Annotated in this window: 20 protein-coding genes; 12 read left to right on the top strand and 8 right to left on the bottom strand. The window is 52.3% G+C overall.

Annotation, left to right across the window (positions count from 1 at the left end):
• The first annotated feature begins 80 nt into the window (after positions 1 to 80).
• A complete protein-coding gene (locus BLR09_RS01195) occupies positions 81 to 3,206 on the top strand; it encodes an efflux RND transporter permease subunit (RefSeq protein ID WP_093196677.1) in 3,126 nt (1,041 codons plus the stop codon).
• A complete protein-coding gene (locus BLR09_RS01200; protein WP_093196679.1) occupies positions 3,203 to 4,360 on the top strand; it encodes an efflux RND transporter periplasmic adaptor subunit in 1,158 nt (385 codons plus the stop codon). The genes BLR09_RS01195 and BLR09_RS01200 overlap by 4 nt, the downstream gene beginning before the upstream one ends.
• A 2-nt stretch (positions 4,361 to 4,362) precedes the next feature.
• Here the strand turns inward: BLR09_RS01200 and BLR09_RS01205 are convergent, their stop codons facing one another.
• The gene (locus tag BLR09_RS01205) at positions 4,363 to 5,343 is read right to left on the bottom strand and encodes a GlxA family transcriptional regulator (protein ID WP_093196681.1); all 981 of its coding nucleotides are present in this window, start codon (positions 5,341 to 5,343) and stop codon (positions 4,363 to 4,365) included.
• Positions 5,344 to 5,457: 114 nt separating this feature from the next.
• Between BLR09_RS01205 and BLR09_RS01210 the strand changes: the two genes are divergently transcribed.
• From BLR09_RS01210 to BLR09_RS01245, 6 genes are all read left to right on the top strand, one after another.
• Entirely contained in the window at positions 5,458 to 5,856 is a 399-nt protein-coding gene (locus BLR09_RS01210) for a VOC family protein (RefSeq protein ID WP_093196683.1), read from the top strand.
• Between the two features lie 5 nt (positions 5,857 to 5,861).
• Positions 5,862 to 6,281: a VOC family protein gene (locus BLR09_RS01215; protein ID WP_093196685.1), complete on the top strand. Its 420-nt coding sequence runs from the start codon at positions 5,862 to 5,864 to the stop codon at positions 6,279 to 6,281.
• 711 nt (positions 6,282 to 6,992) lie between these two features.
• The gene (locus BLR09_RS25240) at positions 6,993 to 10,820 is read left to right on the top strand and encodes a choice-of-anchor Q domain-containing protein (RefSeq protein ID WP_143010979.1); all 3,828 of its coding nucleotides are present in this window, start codon (positions 6,993 to 6,995) and stop codon (positions 10,818 to 10,820) included.
• A 76-nt stretch (positions 10,821 to 10,896) separates the two neighbouring features.
• On the top strand, positions 10,897 to 11,583 hold the full coding sequence (locus BLR09_RS01235; RefSeq protein ID WP_143010980.1) for a DUF4279 domain-containing protein: 687 nt from the start codon (positions 10,897 to 10,899) through the stop codon (positions 11,581 to 11,583).
• Between the two features lie 90 nt (positions 11,584 to 11,673).
• Positions 11,674 to 12,225, top strand: coding sequence for a hypothetical protein (locus tag BLR09_RS01240; RefSeq protein WP_093196696.1), 552 nt, complete (start codon positions 11,674 to 11,676; stop codon positions 12,223 to 12,225).
• 263 nt (positions 12,226 to 12,488) lie between these two features.
• Positions 12,489 to 12,995, top strand: a complete 507-nt coding sequence (locus BLR09_RS01245) for a hypothetical protein (protein WP_143010981.1) — start codon at positions 12,489 to 12,491, stop codon at positions 12,993 to 12,995.
• Between the two features lie 49 nt (positions 12,996 to 13,044).
• On the opposite strand, the gene BLR09_RS01250 is transcribed toward BLR09_RS01245, so the two are convergent.
• On the bottom strand, positions 13,045 to 13,539 hold the full coding sequence (locus tag BLR09_RS01250) for a DinB family protein (RefSeq protein WP_093196700.1): 495 nt from the start codon (positions 13,537 to 13,539) through the stop codon (positions 13,045 to 13,047).
• Between the two features lie 171 nt (positions 13,540 to 13,710).
• Between BLR09_RS01250 and BLR09_RS01255 the strand changes: the two genes are divergently transcribed.
• Positions 13,711 to 14,748, top strand: coding sequence for an aldo/keto reductase (locus tag BLR09_RS01255; protein ID WP_093196702.1), 1,038 nt, complete (start codon positions 13,711 to 13,713; stop codon positions 14,746 to 14,748).
• A 32-nt stretch (positions 14,749 to 14,780) separates the two neighbouring features.
• On the opposite strand, the gene BLR09_RS01260 is transcribed toward BLR09_RS01255, so the two are convergent.
• The 4 genes from BLR09_RS01260 to BLR09_RS01275 form a co-directional block, all read right to left on the bottom strand.
• Positions 14,781 to 15,539 carry a hypothetical protein gene (locus tag BLR09_RS01260; RefSeq protein ID WP_093196704.1) on the bottom strand — a complete coding sequence of 253 codons (759 nt, stop codon included), beginning with the start codon at positions 15,537 to 15,539 and terminating at the stop codon, positions 14,781 to 14,783.
• The gene (locus BLR09_RS01265; RefSeq protein ID WP_093196706.1) at positions 15,536 to 16,486 is read right to left on the bottom strand and encodes a hypothetical protein; all 951 of its coding nucleotides are present in this window, start codon (positions 16,484 to 16,486) and stop codon (positions 15,536 to 15,538) included. The genes BLR09_RS01260 and BLR09_RS01265 overlap by 4 nt, the downstream gene beginning before the upstream one ends.
• 10 nt (positions 16,487 to 16,496) lie before the next feature.
• On the bottom strand, positions 16,497 to 18,149 hold the full coding sequence (locus BLR09_RS01270; RefSeq protein WP_093196708.1) for an amidohydrolase family protein: 1,653 nt from the start codon (positions 18,147 to 18,149) through the stop codon (positions 16,497 to 16,499).
• 148 nt (positions 18,150 to 18,297) lie between these two features.
• Positions 18,298 to 19,233: a LysR family transcriptional regulator gene (locus BLR09_RS01275; protein ID WP_093196710.1), complete on the bottom strand. Its 936-nt coding sequence runs from the start codon at positions 19,231 to 19,233 to the stop codon at positions 18,298 to 18,300.
• A gap of 103 nt (positions 19,234 to 19,336) precedes the next feature.
• Here BLR09_RS01275 and BLR09_RS01280 point away from each other — a divergent pair, with 103 nt between their 5' ends.
• The 3 genes from BLR09_RS01280 to BLR09_RS01290 are packed head-to-tail and all read left to right on the top strand — an operon-like array spanning position 19,337 to position 21,286.
• Positions 19,337 to 20,332 (top strand): aldo/keto reductase, encoded by a 996-nt coding sequence (locus BLR09_RS01280; RefSeq protein ID WP_093196712.1) that lies wholly within the window; start codon positions 19,337 to 19,339, stop codon positions 20,330 to 20,332.
• Positions 20,333 to 20,381: 49 nt separating this feature from the next.
• On the top strand, positions 20,382 to 21,002 hold the full coding sequence (locus BLR09_RS01285) for an NAD(P)H-dependent oxidoreductase (protein ID WP_093196714.1): 621 nt from the start codon (positions 20,382 to 20,384) through the stop codon (positions 21,000 to 21,002).
• Positions 20,993 to 21,286 carry a putative quinol monooxygenase gene (locus BLR09_RS01290; protein ID WP_093196715.1) on the top strand — a complete coding sequence of 98 codons (294 nt, stop codon included), beginning with the start codon at positions 20,993 to 20,995 and terminating at the stop codon, positions 21,284 to 21,286. The genes BLR09_RS01285 and BLR09_RS01290 overlap by 10 nt, the downstream gene beginning before the upstream one ends.
• Before the next feature lie 34 nt (positions 21,287 to 21,320).
• Here BLR09_RS01290 and BLR09_RS01295 read toward each other — a convergent pair whose 3' ends face one another.
• A complete protein-coding gene (locus BLR09_RS01295; protein WP_093197797.1) occupies positions 21,321 to 22,037 on the bottom strand; it encodes a 3-ketoacyl-ACP reductase in 717 nt (238 codons plus the stop codon).
• A gap of 79 nt (positions 22,038 to 22,116) precedes the next feature.
• Entirely contained in the window at positions 22,117 to 22,986 is an 870-nt protein-coding gene (locus tag BLR09_RS01300) for an AraC family transcriptional regulator (protein WP_093196717.1), read from the bottom strand.
• Between the last annotated feature and the right edge of the window lie 16 nt (positions 22,987 to 23,002).

A 23,002-nucleotide genomic window follows, 5' to 3' on the forward strand; every position in this document is an offset into this window, starting at 1 on the left:
TCGTTTTCTTTCTTTCCGGAGGAAAAGGACCGGGCTGCTGACGGGTTTTCTCTTTTTTCATTTCTTCCGAAAAGAAGATTATGCTCAACGCGATCATACAGTTTTCCATCCGGAACAAACTGGTGATCGGCCTGATGATCCTGGCCCTGGTGGTCTGGGGAGGCTGGTCGGTTACCCGTCTGCCTATTGACGCCGTTCCGGATATCACCAACAACCAGGTGCAGGTGATTACCAGCAGCCCGTCCCTGGCGGCCGAAGACATCGAACGTCTGGTCACCTTTCCCATTGAAGTAAGCCTGTCGAATATTTCCGGATTGACGGAGCTGCGGTCGTTTTCGCGGTTTGGCCTATCCATTGTCACCGTCGTTTTTGCCGACGAAACCGACGTCTACTGGGCCCGCCAGCAGATCGCCGAGCGGCTCCAGCAGGTTGCCGGGCAAATCCCGCCGGGGGTAGGTACGCCGACGATGGCGCCTGTAACCACCGGATTGGGGGAAATTTTCCAGTACACCGTCGTCCCCAAAAAAGGGTACGAGAAAAAGTTTACGCTTTCCGATCTGCGGACGATTCAGGATTGGATCATCCGCCGGGGGCTGCTCGGAACGCCGGGCGTAGCAGATGTCAGCAGTTTCGGCGGGCTGGTCAAACAGTTTGAAATTGCGATCGACCCCGACCGCCTCCGCAGCGCCGGCATCACGATTACAGACCTGTTCACGGCCCTTCAGCAAAACAATCAGAATACCGGGGGCGCGTATATCGACAAAAAACCGAATGCCTGGTTTATCCGGTCGGACGGTCTGATCGGGTCGACAGACGACATTGCCGATATCGTCATCCGGCTGAATCAGAGTAAGTTACCCGTCCGTGTGCGGGATGTCGCCGAAGTCCGGATCGGATCGGCGGTACGCTACGGCGCCGTCACCCGGAACGGGGAGGGCGAGACCGTCGGCGCGCTGGTCATGATGATCAAAGGAGAAAACTCGTCAGCCGTGATTCGCCGTGTCAAAACGAAAATCGCGGAAATCGAAAAAACCCTGCCGGAGGGCGTACAGATCATTCCGTTTCTGGACCGCACCAAAATGGTCAACAGCGCCATTGGTACCGTGGAGCGAAACCTCCTGGAAGGCGCGGCTATCGTCATTTTCGTGCTGGTATTGCTGTTGGGAAATTTCCGGGCGGGGGCCATTGTCGCCTCCGTCATTCCCCTGGCGCTGCTTTTTGCAATCGCGATGATGAATCTCTTCGGCGTATCGGGTAACCTGATGAGTCTCGGAGCGATTGATTTCGGATTGATCGTCGACGGCGCGGTCATCATCGTCGAGGCGACGCTCCACCACATGCTCCTGCGAAACCGGGACAAAGTACTGACACAGCAGGAAATGGACGACGAGGTATTTCACTCCGCTTCGCGCATACGTTCGTCTGCCGCCTTCGGAGAAATCATCATCCTCATTGTGTACCTGCCGATTCTGGCGCTGTCAGGAATCGAGGGGAAAATGTTCCGGCCGATGGCGCTGACGGTTGCCTTCGCGATTCTGGGTGCATTCATTCTGTCATTGACCTATGTACCGATGATCTCGGCGCTTTTTCTCAGCCGCAGGATCGTCCATAAGGAGACCTTCTCGGATCGCCTCATGAAAAGGCTGCACCGCTGGTATGAGCCGTTTTTGCTGCATGCGCTTCGTTTCCGGATTCCGGTACTTGCCGGAGCGGTTGCATTGCTGGCAGGGTCGCTGTGGCTGTTTTCACGCATGGGCGGGGAGTTTATCCCGCAGCTGGACGAAGGCGATTTTGCCGTCGATACCCGCACGCTTACCGGCAGTTCCCTGTCCGAAACTACCGATGCGACACTAAAGGCTGAAAAGATTCTGCTCAAACAATTTCCGGAAGTGGAGCAGGTGGTGGCGAAAATCGGTTCCGGCGAAATTCCGACCGACCCTATGCCGATTGAAGCCTCTGACCTGATGGTCATACTGAAGCCGAAGAACGAGTGGACCTCCGCCCGTACCCGCGATGAGCTTGCCGGAAAAATGGCGGAGGCATTGTCGGTTATTCCCGGTGTTACGTTCGGGTTCCAGCAGCCGGTACAGATGCGTTTCAATGAACTGATGACCGGCGCCCGGCAGGACGTCGGACTCAAAATTTACGGCGAAGATCTCGCTCAACTGGAAGCCCTCGCCAAGCAGGTCGGCAAGCTGATCCGGACCATCGATGGGGCCAAAGACGTGTACATCGAGCAGGTAGCAGGGTTGTCGCAGATTCTGATCCGGCTCGACCGCGCCCGTATTGCCCGTTTTGGCCTGAATGTCGCAGATGTCAACCGGGTCATTAACACGGCGTTTGCCGGGCAGTCGGCAGGGCTGGTATTCGAAGGCGAAAAGCGTTTCGACCTCGTAGTACGTCTCTCCGAAAACAAACGGCAAAGCATGGAAGACATTGGTAACGTATTTATCGGTACGCCGGATGGTCGCCAGATACCCCTGAGCGAAGTAGCGACGATTTCGATGGAGCAAGCGCCGAATCAGATTCAGCGGGACGCGGCGCACCGCCGTATTACCCTGGGATTCAACGTACGCGGCCGGGATGTGGAGAGTATTGTCACCGAACTGCAACAGAAGGTAGGGGCTTCGGTCCGCTTTCCGCCGGGGTATTCGATTACGTATGGCGGGCAGTTTCAGAATTTGGTGGACGCCCGTAACCGCCTGGCAATAGCCGTGCCGGTTGCCTTAGGCCTCATCTTCCTGTTGCTGTTTTTTACGTTTGGGTCGGTACGCCAGAGCCTGCTGATTTTCATGGCGATTCCGCTGGCGGCTATCGGCGGGGTTGTCGCTTTGTGGCTGCGGGGTATGCCGTTCAGTATTTCGGCGGGCGTCGGGTTTATCGCGCTTTTCGGCGTAGCCGTACTCAACGGTATCGTGCTGATTGCGGAGTTCAACCGCCTGCGGCACGAGGAGGGGCTGAAGGATATCACCGAGATCATTCGGGTGGGGACCGAAATCCGCCTCCGCCCGGTGGTAATGACGGCACTTGTGGCCTCCTTCGGTTTTATTCCGATGGCGCTGTCCAACTCGGCAGGAGCCGAGGTACAGAAGCCGCTGGCGACGGTCGTCATCGGCGGGTTGCTGACAGCGACACTGCTCACGCTCCTCGTTCTGCCGATTCTGTATTCTCTTTTCGAAGCAAAATCTTCCGATCATAAATCATGAAAGCCATTCTGACAGGATTGCTGCTGGCCGGCCTGTTTTTAGCCGGATGCGGCGGGCAGAAAACACCGGAGACGGCAGATACCGCTCCCGCCGATACCGCGGAGGTACGCGTTACACTTTCTCCGGCACAGTACGAAGTAGCGGGCATTGTTATCGGCAATGCGACCCTTCGTCCGCTCAATACTTCTTTGAAAATCAATGGAATACTGGATCTTCCGGCCGAAAACCGGGTTTCCGTTTCCGTACCGCTGGGTGGATACATCCGTCAGATACGCCTTGAACCGGGTATGCCGGTGAAGAAAGGACAGACGCTCGTAGTCCTCGAGAATCCCGAATACATTCAGTTGCAGCAGGACTACCTGGATACCAAAGCCAAAACCGACTACATCGAGCTGGAGTATGCGCGCCAGCTCGATCTCAGCAAAGCGAATGTCAGCGCGCTGCGCGATTTGCAACAAGTACGTTCCAACCGGCAGAGCCTGCTGGCACAACTGGCGGGACTACGCCAGCGCCTGGCACTGATCGGAATCGATGCCGATCAGCTCGACGCTACGCGGCTGACGCGCACGATTACCGTATCCGCGCCGGTATCCGGTTTCATCACCAGTGTGCCGGCAAACAACGGCCGCTTCGTCAATCCAACCGATATCATCGCCGAAATCGCCGAAATGAGCCGTGTATACCTAAAACTGACGGTTTTTGAAAAGGATATTCCGGCGATCCGCACGGGACAATCCGTGCAGTTCGGCGTCGGTGCGGAATCGTCCGCGACGCATTCCGGTACCGTTTTTCTGATCGGAAAATCGCTGGAAGCGGACCGGACGGTTTCGGTACTGGTGCGCCCGGCGGCTGTTTCGGCAGACTTTATCCCGGGAAGCTATGTAACCGCTCAGGTGCGCGTCGGGATACGGAATACCCTGGCCGTACCCGAGACCGCGGTGGCGGCATTCGGCGGTAAATCATATGTGTATACAGCAGAAGGTAAGTCGGGCGCAGCGTACCGTTTCCGTCAGGTAGAGGTGACGCCCGGCGTGAGAGACGGCGGATATGTCGCCATTCAGCTGCCGGACGGTCTGGACCCTGCCGGTACGCCGCTGGTGCTGAAAGGCGCCTATGCGTTGCTGTCCGCGCTTAATAACGCGAGCGAAGAGTAGCTTTACACGGAAATTTCCCGGTTGTATTTGTTCCGGTATTGCAGCGGAGACAGACCGGTAATCCGCTTGAAAATAACCCGAAAGGCCTTCGGGTCGGTATAACCGACTTTATACATCACTTCATTGACATTCTCGCGGGAGGATTCGAGGCTGATTTTGGCGGCCTCGATCTTCACCCGCTGGATGTATTCGGCAACAGTATTGGCAGTAGCTTTCTTGAACCGTCGTTCGAGGTTTCGGCGACCGATCGCGAAGGTCGACGCAAGCTGATCTACCGTAATCCGCTCCTGAAAATTCTGCTCGATAAACTCCTGCGCGCGCTTGATGGGCTCGTCTTCGTGGTCTTTCTGGCCTTTGAAAATGATAAAGGGAGACTGGCTGTTCCGATCAATGTCGATTTCAAAAACCTTCGAAGTCAGCAGGGCCATATCCCGGCCGGCAAATTTTTCGACCAGGTACACAATCAGGTTCAGGGCGGAATAGGCGCCGCCGCTGGTGTAGATGCCGCCTTCGTCGGTGATGATTTTGTAGGCCGTCAGTTCAACGTTGGGAAACATACGCCGGAATTCATCTGCCGACAGCCAGTGCGTCGTGCAGCTCCGGCCATCCAGCAGGCCGGTCGACGCCAGAATAAACGCCCCGATACACAGCGAAACCACCTCCGCGCCCTGCCGGTACTGTCGGACAATCCACGGCGCAAAGGCACTGTTGGCGGCGATTACCTGCTGCATATCGCCATGCACTGCCGGAATAATGATGAGATCGGTGCGGTCGATTTCGTCGAAAGAAACGTCGGGCTGAACGGAGAAAACGCCGTTGCTCAGCCGCGCCTCGCGGGTAAGTCCGACGAGCTGTACCTGAAACAGGGGTGGTTTACCGGCGCGGACGACCGCGTCGTTACTCCGGGTAAACATCTTGTAGGTCGCTTCGAGGTTGCTCAGGCTGGTATCACCCGCCGGAATCAGCAGAGAGATGTGTTTCATGGTCAACAAAGCTATCGGTTTCAGTTGTCGGAATCAACCCCCAAAGTTGCCGGATTTGCACCGCGCGGGGAATATTCCGACAGCGTAAGTTTGCCCTGTACTTCTGCAAACACCATGTCACAACTACACGCATACCTCAATCTGGGCGGCCGCTGCCGGGAGGCGATGCTTTTCTACCAGGGGTGCCTGGGAGGCGAGCTGAGCCTGCTCACCGTCGAAGACTCGCCCATGGCCGATCAATGGCCTCCGCACCTCGGCAAGCATATTCTGCATGCGAGTCTTGTTCAGGATGAGTTGGTCTTGCTTGGCAGTGACGTGGGCGGACCGGTAACGCCGGCGCCAGAACCGATGATTTCGCTCGCGCTTACCTGCGGGTCGGAAGAGGAACTCCGGCGGCAATTTGAGGTATTGTCTGCCGGCGGAAAGATACAGCAACCGGTACATGCGTTTTTTGACGGGTGGATCGGCAGCGTCACCGACCGTTTTGGTATTCACTGGATTCTTAAATACTGACTATCATGGCTATTTTCAATTCCTATCTCAATTTTAACGGCACTACAGAAGAAGCATTCCGCTTCTATCAATCGGTTCTTGGCGGTGAATTCCTGACGCTCGAACGCTTCTCTGATACCCCGGAAGCGGATCGCCTCCGTCCCGAAGACCGGGATAAAATCATGCATATTTCCCTCCCGCTGGGCAATGGAAACATCCTGATGGGGACCGATGCGCTCGAGTCAATGGGGCACCCGCTGACCGTCGGAAACAACTTCTACCTGTCTGTTCAGGCGGAAAGCAAAGAAGAAGCGCATCGGCTGTTTGACGGACTTTCAGCAGGCGGAATCGTCAAAGTACCGCTTGGCCGGGCGTCCTGGGGCGCTTATTTCGGAATGTTTGACGATAAGTTCGGGATTCAGTGGATGGTGCATCACGACGAGTAGGAATGAAAAAGGAGGCGGGAGCCTCCTTTCTGCTTTTGATCGACCTATTTCCCAATTACCGAAAAGTTGCTTTTACCTATCATTGGAATGACCCGAATAACCGATGGCAAAGCGGTCTGCTGACGCGTCCATGACCAGTCTCGATCATTCAAGATAGAAATCGAAACCCTGAGGGCATCCAATGCGAGGGTGGATAGAACCGAACTATGACTATCAATGGGACATGGCCGCTTTTAAACCCGGAATAAGAAGAGGATATAATGGATTCTTTCTTTTAAAGACGAAAAAATGCTAAAGGAATAGAGACCTTACGGGGCCATTTTTACCTATTCAAAACCGACGGGCAATCTCGTCTGTGTGTTATTAAAGAAAAAGCTTCCCTGGGAAATATTAACGGGAAAGGAAAGAACACTGACTACACCTCGGTGCGAGGATTGCATCTCCCTGAATGCGAGCGAAAGTTGTATCACGTAATGGATAGAAATATTCTGAACGCTAGGGAAGCAGATCTGCTACTGTTCGGATGATGTATAAAGTGAAGAAAAGGTTCGGATTCCCTGTCTTATTTTAATCTTTCTTTGCTTTTAGGTATTTTTGGTCAATAAACTTGCTGTTTGTTTAGGTGGCGCCTATTTTAGCAACTTCACAGCCTGCGTTGGCAACCTTCGATCCGATCTTGAAGAGCGTTTCCAACCCTAACGTTCACTATTCATGCTTAAACCTTTATCTGCTTTGGCCGTCTGGGCCGGGCTGGCGATGACCCTTATCGGGCCGTCGGCGCTTGTTTACACCCATTTCCAGCCTTTAAGAGGGCTAACGGAGAAGCTGATCCGGCAAACGATGACCTCCGGGATCGTTTACGTCAATGCTTCAGCAATCGGCGCCAACACTGGAGATTCCTGGGCCAATGCCTACACGACCCTTTCAGCAGCCATCGCAGCTGCGCATGCGGATGCCTCCATTAATACGATCCTCGTCGCCAAGGGAACATACTATCCGACAGGGAATCAGAGCGGTACTAACCGGGAGACGGCCTTTACCTTACTTCGCGCCGGGCTCACTATTTCCGGCGGGTATGACGCTGCCACTGGAACCCGCAATATTGCTGCCAATACCTCGACGTTGAGCGGCGATATCGGCGCAGCGGGTACGAATGCAGATAACAGCTACCATGTCCTGGTTGTCGCTGGCATACCAGCCGGAGGGGATAGTTTGATTGTGGACGGTTTTACGATAGAAAAGGGTAATGCAAATAGTTCGGGTGATGTCACCTACGGAACTCGAACGATCGCACGAAGTGAAGGAGGCGGTATTGCGATTGATGGAAATAGTATCGGAAACAAACTGGTCCTGAGGAATTTGCTCGTGACAGGAAACGGTGCTTCGGATGGAGCCGGATTCTCTTTGAGGGATGTTTCGGATATGGCTATTCGTTCAAGTGTCTTCGCAGGAAATAACTCAACGATGGTTGGGGGAGCGGGCGAAATCAGTGATTCCTCTCCCGTTATATATTCCTGCTCGTTTTTATCCAACAAGGCAGTTTTTGGAGCAGGTATTGCAAATGTTTCGGCTTCTCCGGCAATCCGCGTCTGCCGTTTTCAGGGAAATAGCTCTGATCAGGAAGGCGGCGCCATTCAAAGCTATGCTGATTCCAATCCCGTTATTGAAAGCAGCCTTTTCTCCGGAAACAGCGCGCTATATGGTGCTGCAACCGGTGCTTATCAAGGGCTGACAACGATAATCAATTGCACGATTTCCGGAAACAAGTCAACCAACAGCGGCGGTGGCAGCAAAGGAGTACTTTATTCTGCTACGACAATTGATATTCGTAACTCTATCGTATTTGGCAATACAGAGGGTATAAGCGGATCGGCGACAGTCTCTAATAGTCTCGTCCAGGGCTATACTGGAGGAGTTAATAATCTTCCCGGTTGGACAGATCCGCAATTTACCCAACCGATCCAGGCAGGCGGCGCCCCGACAATTTCCGGAAGTTACCGTCTGCGGACCTCGAGTCCGGTAATCAACAAAGGAGATAACAGCGCAGTATCCGCTTCGATAGCCGTCGACTTGGACGGAAATCCTCGGATTCAACTCTCAACCGTTGACTTGGGCGCCTATGAATCAGCTACCTTCATACCTCTGATTGAACCGGATACGCTATATGTCGACTATGCCGCGACAGGATTGAATACGGGAGTTTCCTGGACGGATGCGTTTAAGACCCTCGGTTCTGCGCTTGCGTGGGCTGCTGATCATTCCAGTACAGAAGCTATCCTTGTTGCAAAAGGTACCTATTATCCGACAGGCGCTCAAAACAGCACGAATCGAAGTACCGCTTTTTGCATACCAAGGGCAGGCCTCCACATTTACGGAGGATATGATGCTACCACTGATTCCAGAGATATTTCGTTAAACACAACTATCCTGAGCGGGGATATTGGAACGTTTGGGGACAACTCCGATAATAGTCGTCACGTACTCGTCGTTGCCGACCTATCGAAAGATGGGGACAGCCTGATTGTGGATGGGTTTACTATTGAAAAAGGTTATGCGAACAGCACTACCGACACTACCTATGGAACCCAACCTCTCAGCGGGAGTGCCGGAGCGGGGATTGCCGTCCTCGGAAATAGTATCGGCAATAAGTTCATACTGCGGAATCTTACTGTTACAAGGAACTATGCAGATGATGGAAGCCGTGGAAACGGTGCTGGTGCTTATCTTTCGAATGCGTCAAACATGGTCATTCAATCGTGCGTGTTCAAAGAAAACACAAGTGGTCTTACGGGAGGAGGATTAGAAATCAACGATTCTTCGCCATTAATTCAAAATTGTTCTTTTTTGTCAAATAACACAGAGTTTGGAGGTGGAGGCATCGCTAATTTAACCGGCGCTCCAATTATTCGCTTCTGTCGTTTTCAGGGAAACAGCTCTGAAGTACAGGGAGGAGCTGTGTTAAGTGGGTACAACACCCCTTCTTCTTTCTTTAACTGCCTTTTTACTGGTAATCTGTCAGGGTACGGGGTGGCAATATGTGGCTTTGGAACCGGATTAGCCACCATTGTTAGCTGTACTATTTCTGGAAACAGATCTACCCGGGAAGATTCTTTCCGTTCCTCAATAACATTGGGGGGCGAAATAGATATTCGAAACTCTATAGTGGCTGGCAATTCCGGGGGTATAGAGGCCGCTGTTGCTTATTCCGTTCCCCTGAAGAATAATCTGGTTCAGTACGACAATTATATCGGCACTGTTCCCGGTGATGCTGACCCCAGGTTTATTAGTCCGGCTACGCTTTCCAGCGCACCTACCGCAGCGGGGGATTATCGCCTCGGTAGCTGCAGCCCTGCTATCAATGGCGGAGATAACTCCCTGGTATCCGCCGATATGGCAGTAGATCTAGACGGAAACCCGCGTATTCAACTTGGGAAGGTAGATATGGGCGCTTATGAAACGTCTTATCTTGCTGACGGGGCAACTATGCCCCTGGCGTCTTCCAGTATTTTAGTCGCAACGGTTCAGTCCCACGCGGCCAAAACGGACTATTTTGGTAACGCCTGTCAGGAACTCATCGCCTCAATCACAGGAAGTGGAACGCCCTCTGGTATTTCTGGCTGGACCAGCGTCAAAGTCTGGGTTGACGCCACTCCGGTTCCCCACCATGTCGGCCGGCATTACGAAATCACGCCGGCTGTCAATGGTAGTACCGCTACTGCCCGGGTTACTCTCTATTTCAACCAGGCTGAGTTTGATGCCTTTAATACCGCGAACCCGACAAAGCCGCTGCCGACCGGATCGTCGGATAATGCCGGCAAAGCTAATCTGCTGATCGTCAAGCGTCCAGGCACCTCCGGTGATGGAACAGGATCTTTTTCCTCCTATGCGGCACCGGCGGTTGTCATCGATCCTGCCGACAGTGACATTGTCTGGTCGGGTTCCCGCTGGGAAGTAACGTTTGACGTAACAGGGTTCAGCGGATTTTTCGTTTCCACGCAGGCGGCTCTTCCGCTGCGGCTGCTGTCGTTTACAGCTAAGCGAAGCGGTGGCATTTCTCACCTGGAATGGAAAACGGCGTCTGAGAAAAATGTCAGTCATTTCCAGGTCGAACGGGGCACGGATGCACAGGAGTTTTCAGCGCTTCAGACTATTTCGGCGCGGAACGGTGAAAGCCAATCCTATTCGTTTGACGATGCGGTGGCGTTTGACGGGGTGATGTACTACCGCCTGAAAATGGTGGATCAGGATGGCAGCACGACTTACAGCCGGACGCTCTCGCTGACCGATCAGGGGGCCACTTCCATGACCGACCCGACCATCAAACTCGGACCGGTGCCTGCCAGACAGGATATCACACTCTACCTTACCCGACCGGAAGTACTCGGACAGGAGGTTCAGCTCACCGATCAGCGCGGCGTCGTTCTTGACCGGCTCACGATCACCCAACTCAAACAGACCTATCGCGTCAGCAGATTGGTACCGGGCGTATATTTCTTCCGGTTGAATAGCGGAGAATCGGCCCGGTTTGTCAAGGAATAACGCGATGCCATAGTCGTGTTCTTCGAGACGTCCTGCGGAACACCTTGAAGAGCGGTAGATCAACTATTGCCCCCTGTTGCAAAAAGCCGGAGCAGGAATGCTTCGGCTTTTTTCTAAGCTCTATCTTGTGCTCTTCGAGATGTTCCGCAGGACATCTCGAAGTTTAATCCAGCAGATGTATGTACCCATTTCCATGCTTAAAAGCTACATGCCATGCGCGTTGAAGCATCCCAGGAAAATTCAAAAGATAAATATATTTGATATCTATACTTCGAGATGTCCTGCGGAACATCCCGAAGAGCCGAAGTCATTTTTACTGATGTTTTTTATGATGAACAAACAATATCCGAGATTGAAACTTATCCTTTCTTTGACTGGGGATAACTTAGATGCGCAATTATTTAACTCTCTGATTGATATTCCGCTCGCTAAGTACTGGAGTAGAGGAGACATAAATATCGATTTAAAATCAGTGAATTCATCTATGCTTAGAAAGGAAAATACTTGGTCTTATTCGACGGGCTATTTGTCAACGTTTGACCTGGATGATCTGACAAGGAAATTTGAAATTGATTTTCAAGACAAGATAGAATTTTTAAGAAGTTTTATACGAAAATTTAATATAGATGTAGTTGTGAATATTGTAGTAATTACAGGACAAAATACGCCGGCGTTATGTCTATCAAATGATTTTCTAAATATCTTGGTATCTTTAAAATCAGACCTAAATTTTGATCTTTATTTTGAACAAGAATCTGTTTAAAACCGAAGCGGGAGCTTCGGTTTTTATCACCCCTTATCCCAAAACGCCGGCTGCTCTATCCCCAGCGTTCATAAATACACATACGTGAGTATGAAAGTTCTTAGCAAAGTGGTTGAGCCATGTCTTCCTTTTAGATGGTTTGATTCTGACGGCTATCGAAATAGTGATGCCTTTAGGAAGGAGATATATCTAAAGGAAGAAATAGATCTACAGGAGCATCTGGTAATTTTGTTCTATAATCTTTTTGGGAAGAATAAAAGTGACCTAATAATTTCGAATAAATATTGGGGAGCTTTTTGTCTTGATACATGGGATTTAAATTCTGAGGATCTTAATGTTGAATTGAAAGAAAAATCAGAAACGTCAAGATCTTATTTAAAGATGCTTGTAGATTCTGGCATAGGATATGAGTATAAAGGGTTATGTGTTTGCAACGATTGGGGTCGATTTTTGTCGGTAATTCTTTCCTGCGTTTTGAATCACGAAGCACCTTACAGTCCCTTGTTCTATAATTTAAATGAACAATTCTTGTTCTATTTTCATCATACAGGCAGTATTGGGTTGTATTACAGGAAGGAAAACGACGTGATAAAGGATATATTTCATTGTGCGAAGGGAAATGATTACCTTATGATAGATTAGGTTTGATTTGAGCTCTTCGAGATGCCCTGCGGAACATCTCGAAGACAGACAAATTAGATTTTAATCCAATGGATGTACTTATTCTATACTTGAACGTTATATATTGTGCTCGTCGAAATCTTTTTAGAAAAGATAAATATATTTGATATCTATACTTCGAGATGTCCTACGGAACATCTCGAAGAGCCGTGCCCTGTATAACATCCTGACGAGTGGAATCTATATTATGCAGTTATTTTTAGCTACCTGATCCGTTAATTGTGATGTTTAACGCTCTTCGAAAGTATAGTTTAAAGAGATTGACGATCGGAAGTGTCTTCCTTCTCATATTTTTACGTTCCAGCGTCAATGAAAAAATTGAGCAAAAGCCTGACTTTAATTTCTATTTCTGGACGTTTGCGGATTCTTTCGACCTTAAATCGGGTACCTATATCAGAAACTGTGAAACAAAGACTGATACGGCTTGCATTGAATTTAGTCCGGCAGAAGTAGATCGTATTTTTGCTATTCTGAAAGACCATTCGCTCTTTGAATTGGAAGATCATTTTGTGCCACCTGCGTTGTCTTCGGTGCTGCCGGTTACTTTCATAACCACCTCTATCCGGAACGGAGGAAAAGAGAAGTACACATGTGTTCATCCTTCCTGTAACGCTATCTATGCTAATACTGAAGTAAAAAAAGTACGGGAAAGTGTCGAACTGGTTTCCAGGATTATTGAGTCGAAACCGGAGGTCAAAAAAATGCCTCCTGCATTTGTCGTTCTGGAATAGAACAGGATGAAAATACAAAAAGCCGAAGCGTCCACGCTTCGGCTTTTTATTATGCTCTATCCCAAAACGCCGGCGGCTCAATCCCCAGCGTCCGTAAATATACATATCCCTGCCCCCGGTGGTGAACTTCGTTGTCGCTCCAGTAAAACAGCAACCACCAGATTTTACCCTGCCACGTGCCGAAAGACAGATCGCTTTCCTGAAAGCGTTCTGCCGGAATCGTCGGCCAGGTTTCGTTGATCAGGTCTGTAGTCTGGTCCCAAAGGGCAAGGAGGGCGGCTTTGGTAGCCGGTTTGGCCGGATCGCCGGGGGCAAAAAGCTCGACGCTCGTCGGCCATTGACCCGTCGCGATTCCGCCGATGCCATGCGAGAGTCCGACTAATTCAAAAACCATATCGGAAAAAGGCCGCATGCCGCCGAGACTGTAGCTGAAAAGCGCTTCTTCCGGGAAGGCTTCGATGACTCTGCGGGTAAGGCGGCGGTTGCCCTGCCAGGCGGAGAGCAGGTTTTCCGGGGTTATGACGAGTGCTTGTAGTGTTTCCATGACCTGGTTTGTTTTTTGTTTGATACAAACCAACTACCGCCGAATGACAGCGTTATGTCAGCAGGGTTTCACTTTTTCAATTTCTTTGAGAAAAAGCATTGGACAACGTCGGCCGATGGCCTAGCTTTCCGCCGTTAAAAGCCACTTTCTACCCGAAAAACAGCCAATACTATGGAGTTCAGACAATTAGGTGCTTCCGGGCTGCATGTACCGGTCCTCAGTTTCGGTACGGCGACCTTTGGCGGCGGAACCGAATTTTTCAAGGCCTGGGGAAGTACCCAGGTAGAGGAAGCCAGGGAACTGGTGCACCTGTGCCTCGACGCCGGCGTCAACCTCTTTGATACCGCCGACGTTTATTCGAATGGCCTATCTGAAGAAATCCTCGGGCAGACCCTCACCGGTCTCCGTGATCGGGTACTGATTTCGACCAAAGCGACTTTTCCCTTCGGTCAGGGGCCAAATAATCAGGGCTCTTCCCGCCACCATCTTCTAAAGCAGTGTGAAGGGAGCCTGCGCCGCCTGAAAACCGACTACATCGATATTTACCATATGCATGGGTTCGACGGCAATACGCCCGTGGAAGAAACCCTCCGAACGCTCGACGACCTCGTGCAGAGCGGAAAGGTCCGGTACATTGCGGCGTCCAATTTTTCCGGCTGGCACCTGATGAAGTCGCTGGGCATTTCAGAAAAATACGGCTGGAATCGATATGCAGCGCATCAGGTCTATTACTCGCTTGCCAACCGGGAATACGAATGGGAGCTCATGCCCCTGGGCCTCGACCAGAACGTCGGTGCGCTGGTGTGGAGCCCGCTTGCCGGCGGGCGTCTTGGCGGGAAGTACTCCCGCTCCAAACCGAAGCCTACCGAAGGTCGCGTAGTAGAGGGAGGAAGTCCTGTTCCTCAGGCTGTTATCTCGGATGAAACCTTTTATGCCATTACCGATACCCTGGAAGCGGTCGCCGCCGAAACGGAAAAATCGGTGGCTCAGGTGGCCTTGAATTGGGTACTCCGGCGTCCGACGGTCTCGAGCATCATCATTGGCGCCCGCAATGCGGAGCAACTCAGGCAGAATCTTGCTGCGGTGGGCTGGAACCTGACGACGGAACAAATCCAGCGCCTCGACAAAGCCAGCGATATTCCGACGATTTATCCGTACTGGCACCAGCGTCAGAACCTGACACTGAATCCGATACCAAAGTATTGGTAATGAAAGGGGAGGCAATGGGTTGCCTCCCCTTTTTATTCCTTGATCCTGAGTGACTTGGTCTGCGGCACGGCGGGAGAGTTTTTCAGGTAGTCGCCCCGGATATTCCGGGAATTATCACTGGAGGAGACCGGTTTGGCCGTTAGTACGAGCTGTATTTTCTTCGGGTCGTCCAGGCGCTCGTTCCAGTTCAGCACGCTATCGACTACTACTTCAGTATAGGGAGCTCCCTGCGTTTGTATCGATTTGTGGAAATGAATACGATCTACTGTAATCGAATCCTGCTTTAGGGTATAGAATAGCTTCCAATAGCGTGGATGTTTGCGCCAGACGGGGGTAAGGGATAGGGTAAAGGTACTCTCTTTGTGTCCGGAAATATAGCCGACATACCGGACCGATTTTTTCAGATCGGGCACGGTAAACCAGTTTGTCCAATCCAGCCCATCCAGGTTTCGCGACGGCGCTCCTTTTCGGGAAAGTGTATAGCTGGAGAGTAACACACCACCGTTCCTGAAAAAGAAAAATTCCATCTGATACCTCGGCTGATCCGTACTTCCGGGTTCGGGTTTGATGGTCGTCATAGCCCGGAAGGAAAAGTCCTCCTTGTCGACACGAACATTTGTCTCGTAAAAAGTGGCCTGGTAATACTGTCCGCCCGTACGATCATCGGCGCGCACAATTCCCGATTCGTTCAAGTATCCGTCTGACAGCAGAAAATAGCTGGGATCGATGGGAACAACCGTCCCGCGGTGACAACCCGTAAGGATCAAAAGAAGTAACCAGCTCTTTTTCATAGGTCCCAGTATTTCTTATTGTAGTATAAACCAATCGCGAAATGAGCCTGGTGAGTAGTCAGGTGTCTCGGCGCTTTTATCAGCGCGTGGATGACGTTTTGGACATCCAGCTTGTCGTTATCCAGAAACTGCGCATAGACCGCCGCTCCGGGGTGATGAGCCAGCTCTATTCCTGCAAAAAGCCGTCCTTTGTTAAAAAATGCCTGCCTGACGTCTTTGTACGGCACAAAGCCAAGGCCCAGTTGGTCCGCCACTTCAAACGCATCGGGTGTAAAGCCGGTAAACCGGTCAAACCCGATTATGACATTCCTTACCGGATTTCCGACGGCGTTGTCGTGATAATTCGGTAGGTGAAAGCTGACAAACCCACCGCCGGTCCAGTACCGGTCTTTCCCATCGCCCAGGCCCATCCAGTGAAAAGGCGTACCGTCGTTGTAGTAATTGATATCGAAGCCTGCTCCCCCGACGGTTACACTTCCGATCTTTTGGCTATACCGGTACTTCCCGAGCGCATTGGGCGTGCCGAACTTCGACAGCCGGAATACCTGTGTGGTTGCCAGCGTACCGTAACCGTTGAAGGGATTATACAGCGGTGTCGGCACGAACTTTCCGAAGGTATAGAGCGGGCGGCGGAATCCGTCAACGGCCCGCTTGCCGCCACCGGTAAAACCTACAGTCAGGTTCGTTTCCAGGACCAGTTTGTTGCGTTCCGCCATACTCAATGAGCTGCCTAAGCCACCCTGAAATGCCACCAGCGCGAGCTGTGCATGCGGCATCAGGTTATTATTGAGCATCACGCCGACTCCGCCGCCTATGGCAAGCCGGAAACTGGACTGATACCCGCTCAACACACAAATATCCCATTTGAAATCAGCGGATACCCCGTATTGTAGGGTTTGTCCTTTCGCCGCCTGAACAAAAAGGAGAAGAAGGAGAAGTGGTTTCATAACCAGCTGATTAAGGTCTGGAGAGGACAAAGTCACGACCATTTTCATAGAAGATCCGGTCAGCCACTTTTTCGATAGAGAGCCCGTCGGGAAGTGCCAGCGGTATTTCCTTCAGAAACTTGGGAAACTCAACGATAAACCGCTGTCGAAGCGATGCCGTATCGGTTACGTTCCGGCAGCAATCGATGCCGTCAATCAGCCCGTCGAAGTCAGAGCCGATGCAGAGCGTCTGCGTCAGCATTTTCCGGACAGCGTCCTGACCGCCCAGAAAGCCGGCTATCACCATCGCATGCATGATATGCAGGTAAAAATGACGTGGATGGTAGAAATCGCGGATGTTATCGGCGTTAACGATATCCCGTGAATCAGGCGTAATACCCCGGATAATCCTGGCGCCATCCGGCTGAGCGGTCCGGAAGACCGGCTCCTCCGCCAGTTCGGATGCGGAGATATAGTCCGAATCTGTGAGGACGGGCATCGGTCCGCCCGGCATCGGAAAAGGGAAGACATTGGTAGGCATTCCGTTGGCATCGTGCACGTCGGAGTAGCCGAGAATCCGTTGGTCCATTGACAAGCCGATCAAACCGCCCGACAGAAAAATCTCCGCAATATCTTCGTTGAAGAGGTTGATCGAGCTGGCGTTGAACCCGATCTGATGATCGTCAAAATACGGATTGGGTTTTCCCAGAATCAACCGGCTCTGCGGGCCCTCCGGAACAATAGCGAGGATATAGTCGCTCAGGCTTTCCCCGTTGGAATCGAACCAGCAGCCGGCAAATCCGGCATGGGAACAAATGACAGGCTGGTCAAATCCGGCGGCTTTCCGGAACGCATACAGTTCCCGGCGTGCTTTCCAGCTCATGTGCTTGACGTCAGGCAGCAGGTTTTTTTCGTACAACAGGCTGACCGCGTCTTTCCCAACCTGGGTGAGGCCGTTTCCGGCGGGGCGCAGCGCTCGTTCGTCGAATGCGCCTTCCCGGAAGCCGTCTACCGCATAGGCCTGGTTCGCGAAAAGTTCGTTGCTGTTATCGATATGCGCGATGTTGACGGAGATCAGCTTGATCGGCTGGGCGAGGAGCGTATCCAGGTTCTCCCGGATATTCTGTAAAACGCGGGCAGGATCGGTGTTATCAAAATCGCTTCGCAGGCAGTGAAGGCCCTCTACCGAGAAAACAAGCGCCGGGACCGCGCCGGGCTGGAATGGCCCGCCGTTGTAAAACCGGACCGTCCGTTGCCCGTCGCTCATGGACAGCAAATGGAGGTCTTCCAGAACGGTGTCAAACGCGCCCGCTGCGTTCAGAAAACCCAGTAGCCGGTCTTCCGTAATGATGCTTCCGAAAAGGCTCTTTTTGACAATGGATTCAAACAGTTTGTTGCTGAGAATCAGCCTTAAAAGCTCCTTGTCGGGGAAGTACAGCACGGCAATCGCCAGCGCATATTGTCCAGCCGCCAATTGTGTCAGAGACGCCTGGGACACCAGTGTACTTTCCACAAAAGGCTTGATAAAACACTTCTTAGGACTGATCTCGGCGAATGCCTGAAGGAAGTCCTGCCGCAGGGCCGTTCGCCACGGATTCAGCATGGGAAGGGCAGCGGTTTCGCCGGGATCGGCAAACTGCTTTTTCAGCGAGGGGTGAAGGTGAGCGTCGAAGAGAGGCGTCATGGTATTCCGGTGAGTTAAGGAGGAGGGGTTGGACGAAAGTAACGAAACCGGCGACTGCCGGCAACGGGAAAAATCCCCTCTTTTGACCGCGTAAACCCCCTTTTTTACCGAAATGTCGGAACGCTGACCTTCCTCTTCAATCCCTCTTTTATGGGATACCGGCCGGGACGCTGTCAACGGCCAGCATCAACTCGCCCTCTTCAAAAATCCGCTGTATCTGCTGAATCTCCTCGGCATAGATCGTCTTCTTCCGCATACCGAAATGGAGCGTGTTTTCGATGACCTGCGTTCCCTCCCAGATCAATTTTACCTTCCCGGCAGCCATTTCTTCCCGGCAGAGAAAATCCGGTACAATGGAAAAGCCCTCGCCATCGCTCAGGCACCGGATGATCGAACAGATATTCGGCACGATGTAGTTAGGCTTGAAGTCCGGATGCCGGCCGAATTGCAATTGCCAGAACCGCTTCAGGTGTTCCATATCCGCCGCGGTGCTGTACCATACCTGCTGGTGGAGGAGATGTTCGGCCTCGGCGAGTTTGCCGGTATGAAGCAGCGCGTCTATTTCCGCGGAATCCGTTTTCGAACCGGCGATCATCACGATCCGCTCCTTCGAAAACGGCTTGTATTCCAGGTTCTTCTGCGTGCCTTTTTGAGGTGTAATGATCAGATCGAGCAGGCCCTTGTCCAGATCGGCCAGCATTTGCGGATATTCCCCGAACTGGATGATGACGTTGAAAGGAAGGGTGGAAATATGCTTTTCCAGTGTAAACTGAAAGGTTTCAAAACACATCCCGATGCTGATCGTCGGGCGCTCCAGCCGCGAACTTTTGTGAAAGAGCTGCTCGGCGGCTTCCAGTTTGGCAATCGGCTCGACGATGAAATTATACAGCACCTTTCCGCGCTCGGTCGGTACCATCTGCCGCGCTGAACGGTCGAACAGCTTGTACCCCGTATAAGATTCCAGCGAATTAAGATGAAGGCTTACCCCCGGCTGGGAGATGAAAAGTGCCTGTGCGGCGCCCGTGAGCGTTCCGGTTTCGTAGATGGCCTTGAACGACCGCAGCCATTCCAGATTCAATACCATTGTATCTATTAGTTTTATGATACAAAGGTATAAATTAAGTTATTTTTATGATGACAAAAGGCGATCTAGTTTTGCAGTGTCAATCAACAGAACATAGATCCCAATGGAATACCGTCAAATAGGAACCTCTGATATTCAGCTTTCTGCCATTGCCTACGGCGCTTTCGCCATCGGTGGCACGATGTGGGGAGGAAACGATAAGAAAGACTCCATCGCCGCGGTGCATGCTTCCCTCGACAATGGCGTTACGACACTTGATACAGCTCCATTCTATGGCTTTGGATTGAGCGAGGACATGATCGGGGAAGCGCTGGCTGGTCGCGACCGGTCTGCCGTACAGCTGCTCACCAAATTCGGCCTTGTCTGGGATGGAGACGGTCGCGGCGAATATTTCTTCGATGCAGAAAAAGACGGACAAACCGTCCCCGTTTACCGCCTTGCCTCCGCCGACAGCCTCGTCCGCGAGCTGGAAAACAGCCTCCGTCGCCTGCGTACCGATTACATCGACCTGCTTCAGCTCCACTGGCCCGACGGGACGACACCCATTGAAGAGACCATGACGGCGCTGGACCGCCTCCTCCGCGATGGTAAAATCCGCGCTGCCGGTGTTTCCAACTACAACGTCGACCAGCTTTCAGAAGCACGGCAGACGCTCGCGATAGCCTCCGATCAGGTGTCCTACAGCATGCTGAACCGCTCGATTGAAGACGAGCTGGTACCGTATGCCCTTGAAAACAAGGTCGGAATCATCGCCTACAGCCCGATGGAGCGGGGATTGCTGACCGGCAGCTATTTCCGGAACGCCCGCCTCAAAGCCGATGATCACCGGAACGGTTACTTCGCGCAGTTCGATCTCGCGTTTGTGAAAAACCTGCTCGACGCCCTGCAACCCATTGCCGACCGGAAGGGCGCGACGCTGGCGCAACTCGTCCTCCGCTGGACATCCCTGCAACCCGGCATTACATCGGTCCTGGCCGGCGCGCGCAACGCCGAACAGGCTGCTTCCAACGCCCGGGCTGCCGAAATTACCCTTTCGCCGGAAGAACTGACTTACATCGGGGCGTTGCTCGACTCCGAAACTGCTTCGGTAAGGTATTGATAATCAAATAGATTAATTATTCATTCGGTTTATTGCTCTTAAAAATCTTATGAAAAAGGTATTTGTCATTAACGGCGGGCAGCACTTTGCCCACTCTGGCGGAAAGTTCAACCACTCCCTCACGGAATGGACGGCTGACTACCTCCGCCAGCTTCCTGATGTGGAAGTAAAAGTTACCGATATCAACCATCCGTACGATTTGGCCGCGGAAGTAGAAAAATTCGTCTGGGCGGATGTCATCATCTACCATACGCCGGTCTGGTGGTTCCAGGTACCGAACGCGTTCAAGAAATACATCGACGAAGTATTCACGGAAGGCCATAACAAGGGTATCTACCACAGCGACGGTCGATCGCGCCAGAATCCGGCGATCAACTATGGCACGGGAGGTCAGCTCCACGGCCGGAAGTACATGCTGACGACCAGCTGGAACGCCCCTGAAACGGCATTCACGTTACCCGGCGAATTTTTCCAGGAAAAAAGCGTGGATGACGGCGTCATGTTCGGATTCCACCGCATGAACGCATTCACCGGGATGGAACGGCTCCCGGGCTTTCACTTTCATGATCTCGAAAAAAACGGGACCGAAGAACGCATCAACGGCTACCGCGACGCGTATCTTCACCACCTTGCCTCTTTGTTCCAAACTGAAGAACTTGTATGTCACTGAGTATCACCGCTTTGTTTAAAGCCAAGCCCGGCGCGCTGCCGGAGCTCCGCAGCCACGTCGAAGAACTGGTCCGCCTGAGTCGTCAGGAAGCCGCCTGCCTCCGGTATGACCTTCACGAAAGCCGCACCGAAGAGCCTTTCCTGATTCTGTGGGAAGAATGGGCCGATCAGCCCGGTCTCGATTTTCACAATCATCAGCCCTATCTCGATACCTTTCGGGAAAAGGCCGGCGGATTGCTGGCCGAGCCGGTGGTACTTTTCCACTCGTTTCCGACAGAAGGATAAGAAAAAAGCAGGCTTTCGGGCCTGCTTTTTGTTTTCAGGGATTGGTGGACCAGAGCCCCGCTTCTTTCACGAATACCCGCCGGTTGAGCTTTAGCTGGGAGACAATCAGTTCGGCAAGATCTTCGGGTTGCATGACTTTTTCCGGATTGCCGTCGGTTAGTTTCAGTTCAATCGCCAGATCAGTCGCTACCGTGCTGGGCGCCAGTGCGGTAACGCGGATATTGTGTTTCCGTACTTCCTGCATGAGTGACTCGCTCAGGCCCATAACCGCAAATTTCGAGGCACTGTAAGCGCTCGTAACGGCAGCGCCGCGTTGCCCGGCAGACGAGGAAATATTGATGATATCGCCGTACTGCTGCTCAATCATTCCCGGAAGAACGGCGCGGGTGGCGTAATACACGCCCAGCAGGTTGACACGGATGATTCGTTCCCATACTTCCGGAGAAAGCTCCAGGAACTTTCCGAACGACGCGATACCTGCGTTGTTGATGAGAATATCAATCGGTCCGAGCTGATTTTTAGCTTCTTCGACGGCCTTTTCGACAGAGAGGCGGTCGGCAATATCTGCTGTGACAACAGCCGCTTTGACACCAAGGGCGGTGATTTCGGCGGCGACTTCCAGCAAGTCTTTCTCCGTCCGTGCGAGAAGTGCGACAGATACCCCTTCTGCAGCGAGAGCGAGGGAAATCGCCCGGCCGATGCCTTTGCCCGCGCCCGTAACGAGGGCGGTTTTTCCTGCTAATGATTCCATGTGATGCTGTGTTTGATCCGGCAGCGGGTCGGCTGTCTGCTGATGCGTGCGGATTCCCTCAAAGGTAAGAAAACGGCCTTTAATCACACTGGCGGGCATATTCCCGCTGGTAAATGAGCGGACTACGCCCGGTCACGAGACGGAAGTACTTGTGAAAACAACTGAAGTTGTGAAAACCGCTTTCATAGCCTACTTCCTTGATGCTCAGGTTTTTCTCGATCAGTAGTTTGCAGGCATATCCGACGCGGACTTCGATCAGAAAGCGTGTATAGGTTTTTCCGGTTCGCGACCGGAAATAGCGGCAGAAGGAATTAGGCACCATTCCGGCGACGGATGCAATTTCTTCCAGCGGTATTTTATCCTGGAAATGCCGGAAAATATGTGCGTAAATCAGGTTCATCCGTACCTCTTCAACAGGAGATACGGTGGCCGTGAAGCCCGGCGATGCCAGCTCGGCCCGTTCCTGCTCCGGAGCAGCAATGATGGCCGTGAGGCATTGCAGTAATCCGATCAGACGGGCGGGGCCTTCCGCTTGATGCGTCGCTTCCATCCACTGCGCGACGCGCTCGCCGGTATCCCGGGTCAGAAGAAGACCGCGTCCGGCTGTTTCCATGAGTTGCCGGAGCCGGATATTCTCGGGAAGAGAAAGAAAAGCGTCGCCCCAGAAATCGGCCCGGAAATGGATAACCGTCGAGTAGGGCATGCCCGCGGGCAACTCTTCGTCGAAATGCCAGTAATGCGGGAGATTCGCGCCGACGAGGATGACGTCCCCGGCGCTGAACCGCTGAATGCTGTCGCCGATAAACTGCATACCCCTTCCCCGGTGAAAATGAATCAGCTCAAATTCCGGGTGATAATGCCAGCGGTTGTTGATATTCGGCCTGTCCGTGCGATGTACCGTAAAGGAATGTGCCGGACCGGTCGGAATTTTAAGCAGTTCTGGTTTCATTCAAATGCATCCTTAT

The sequence above is a fragment of the Siphonobacter aquaeclarae genome (assembly GCF_900103285.1).
Lineage (GTDB): Bacteria > Bacteroidota > Bacteroidia > Cytophagales > Spirosomataceae > Siphonobacter > Siphonobacter aquaeclarae.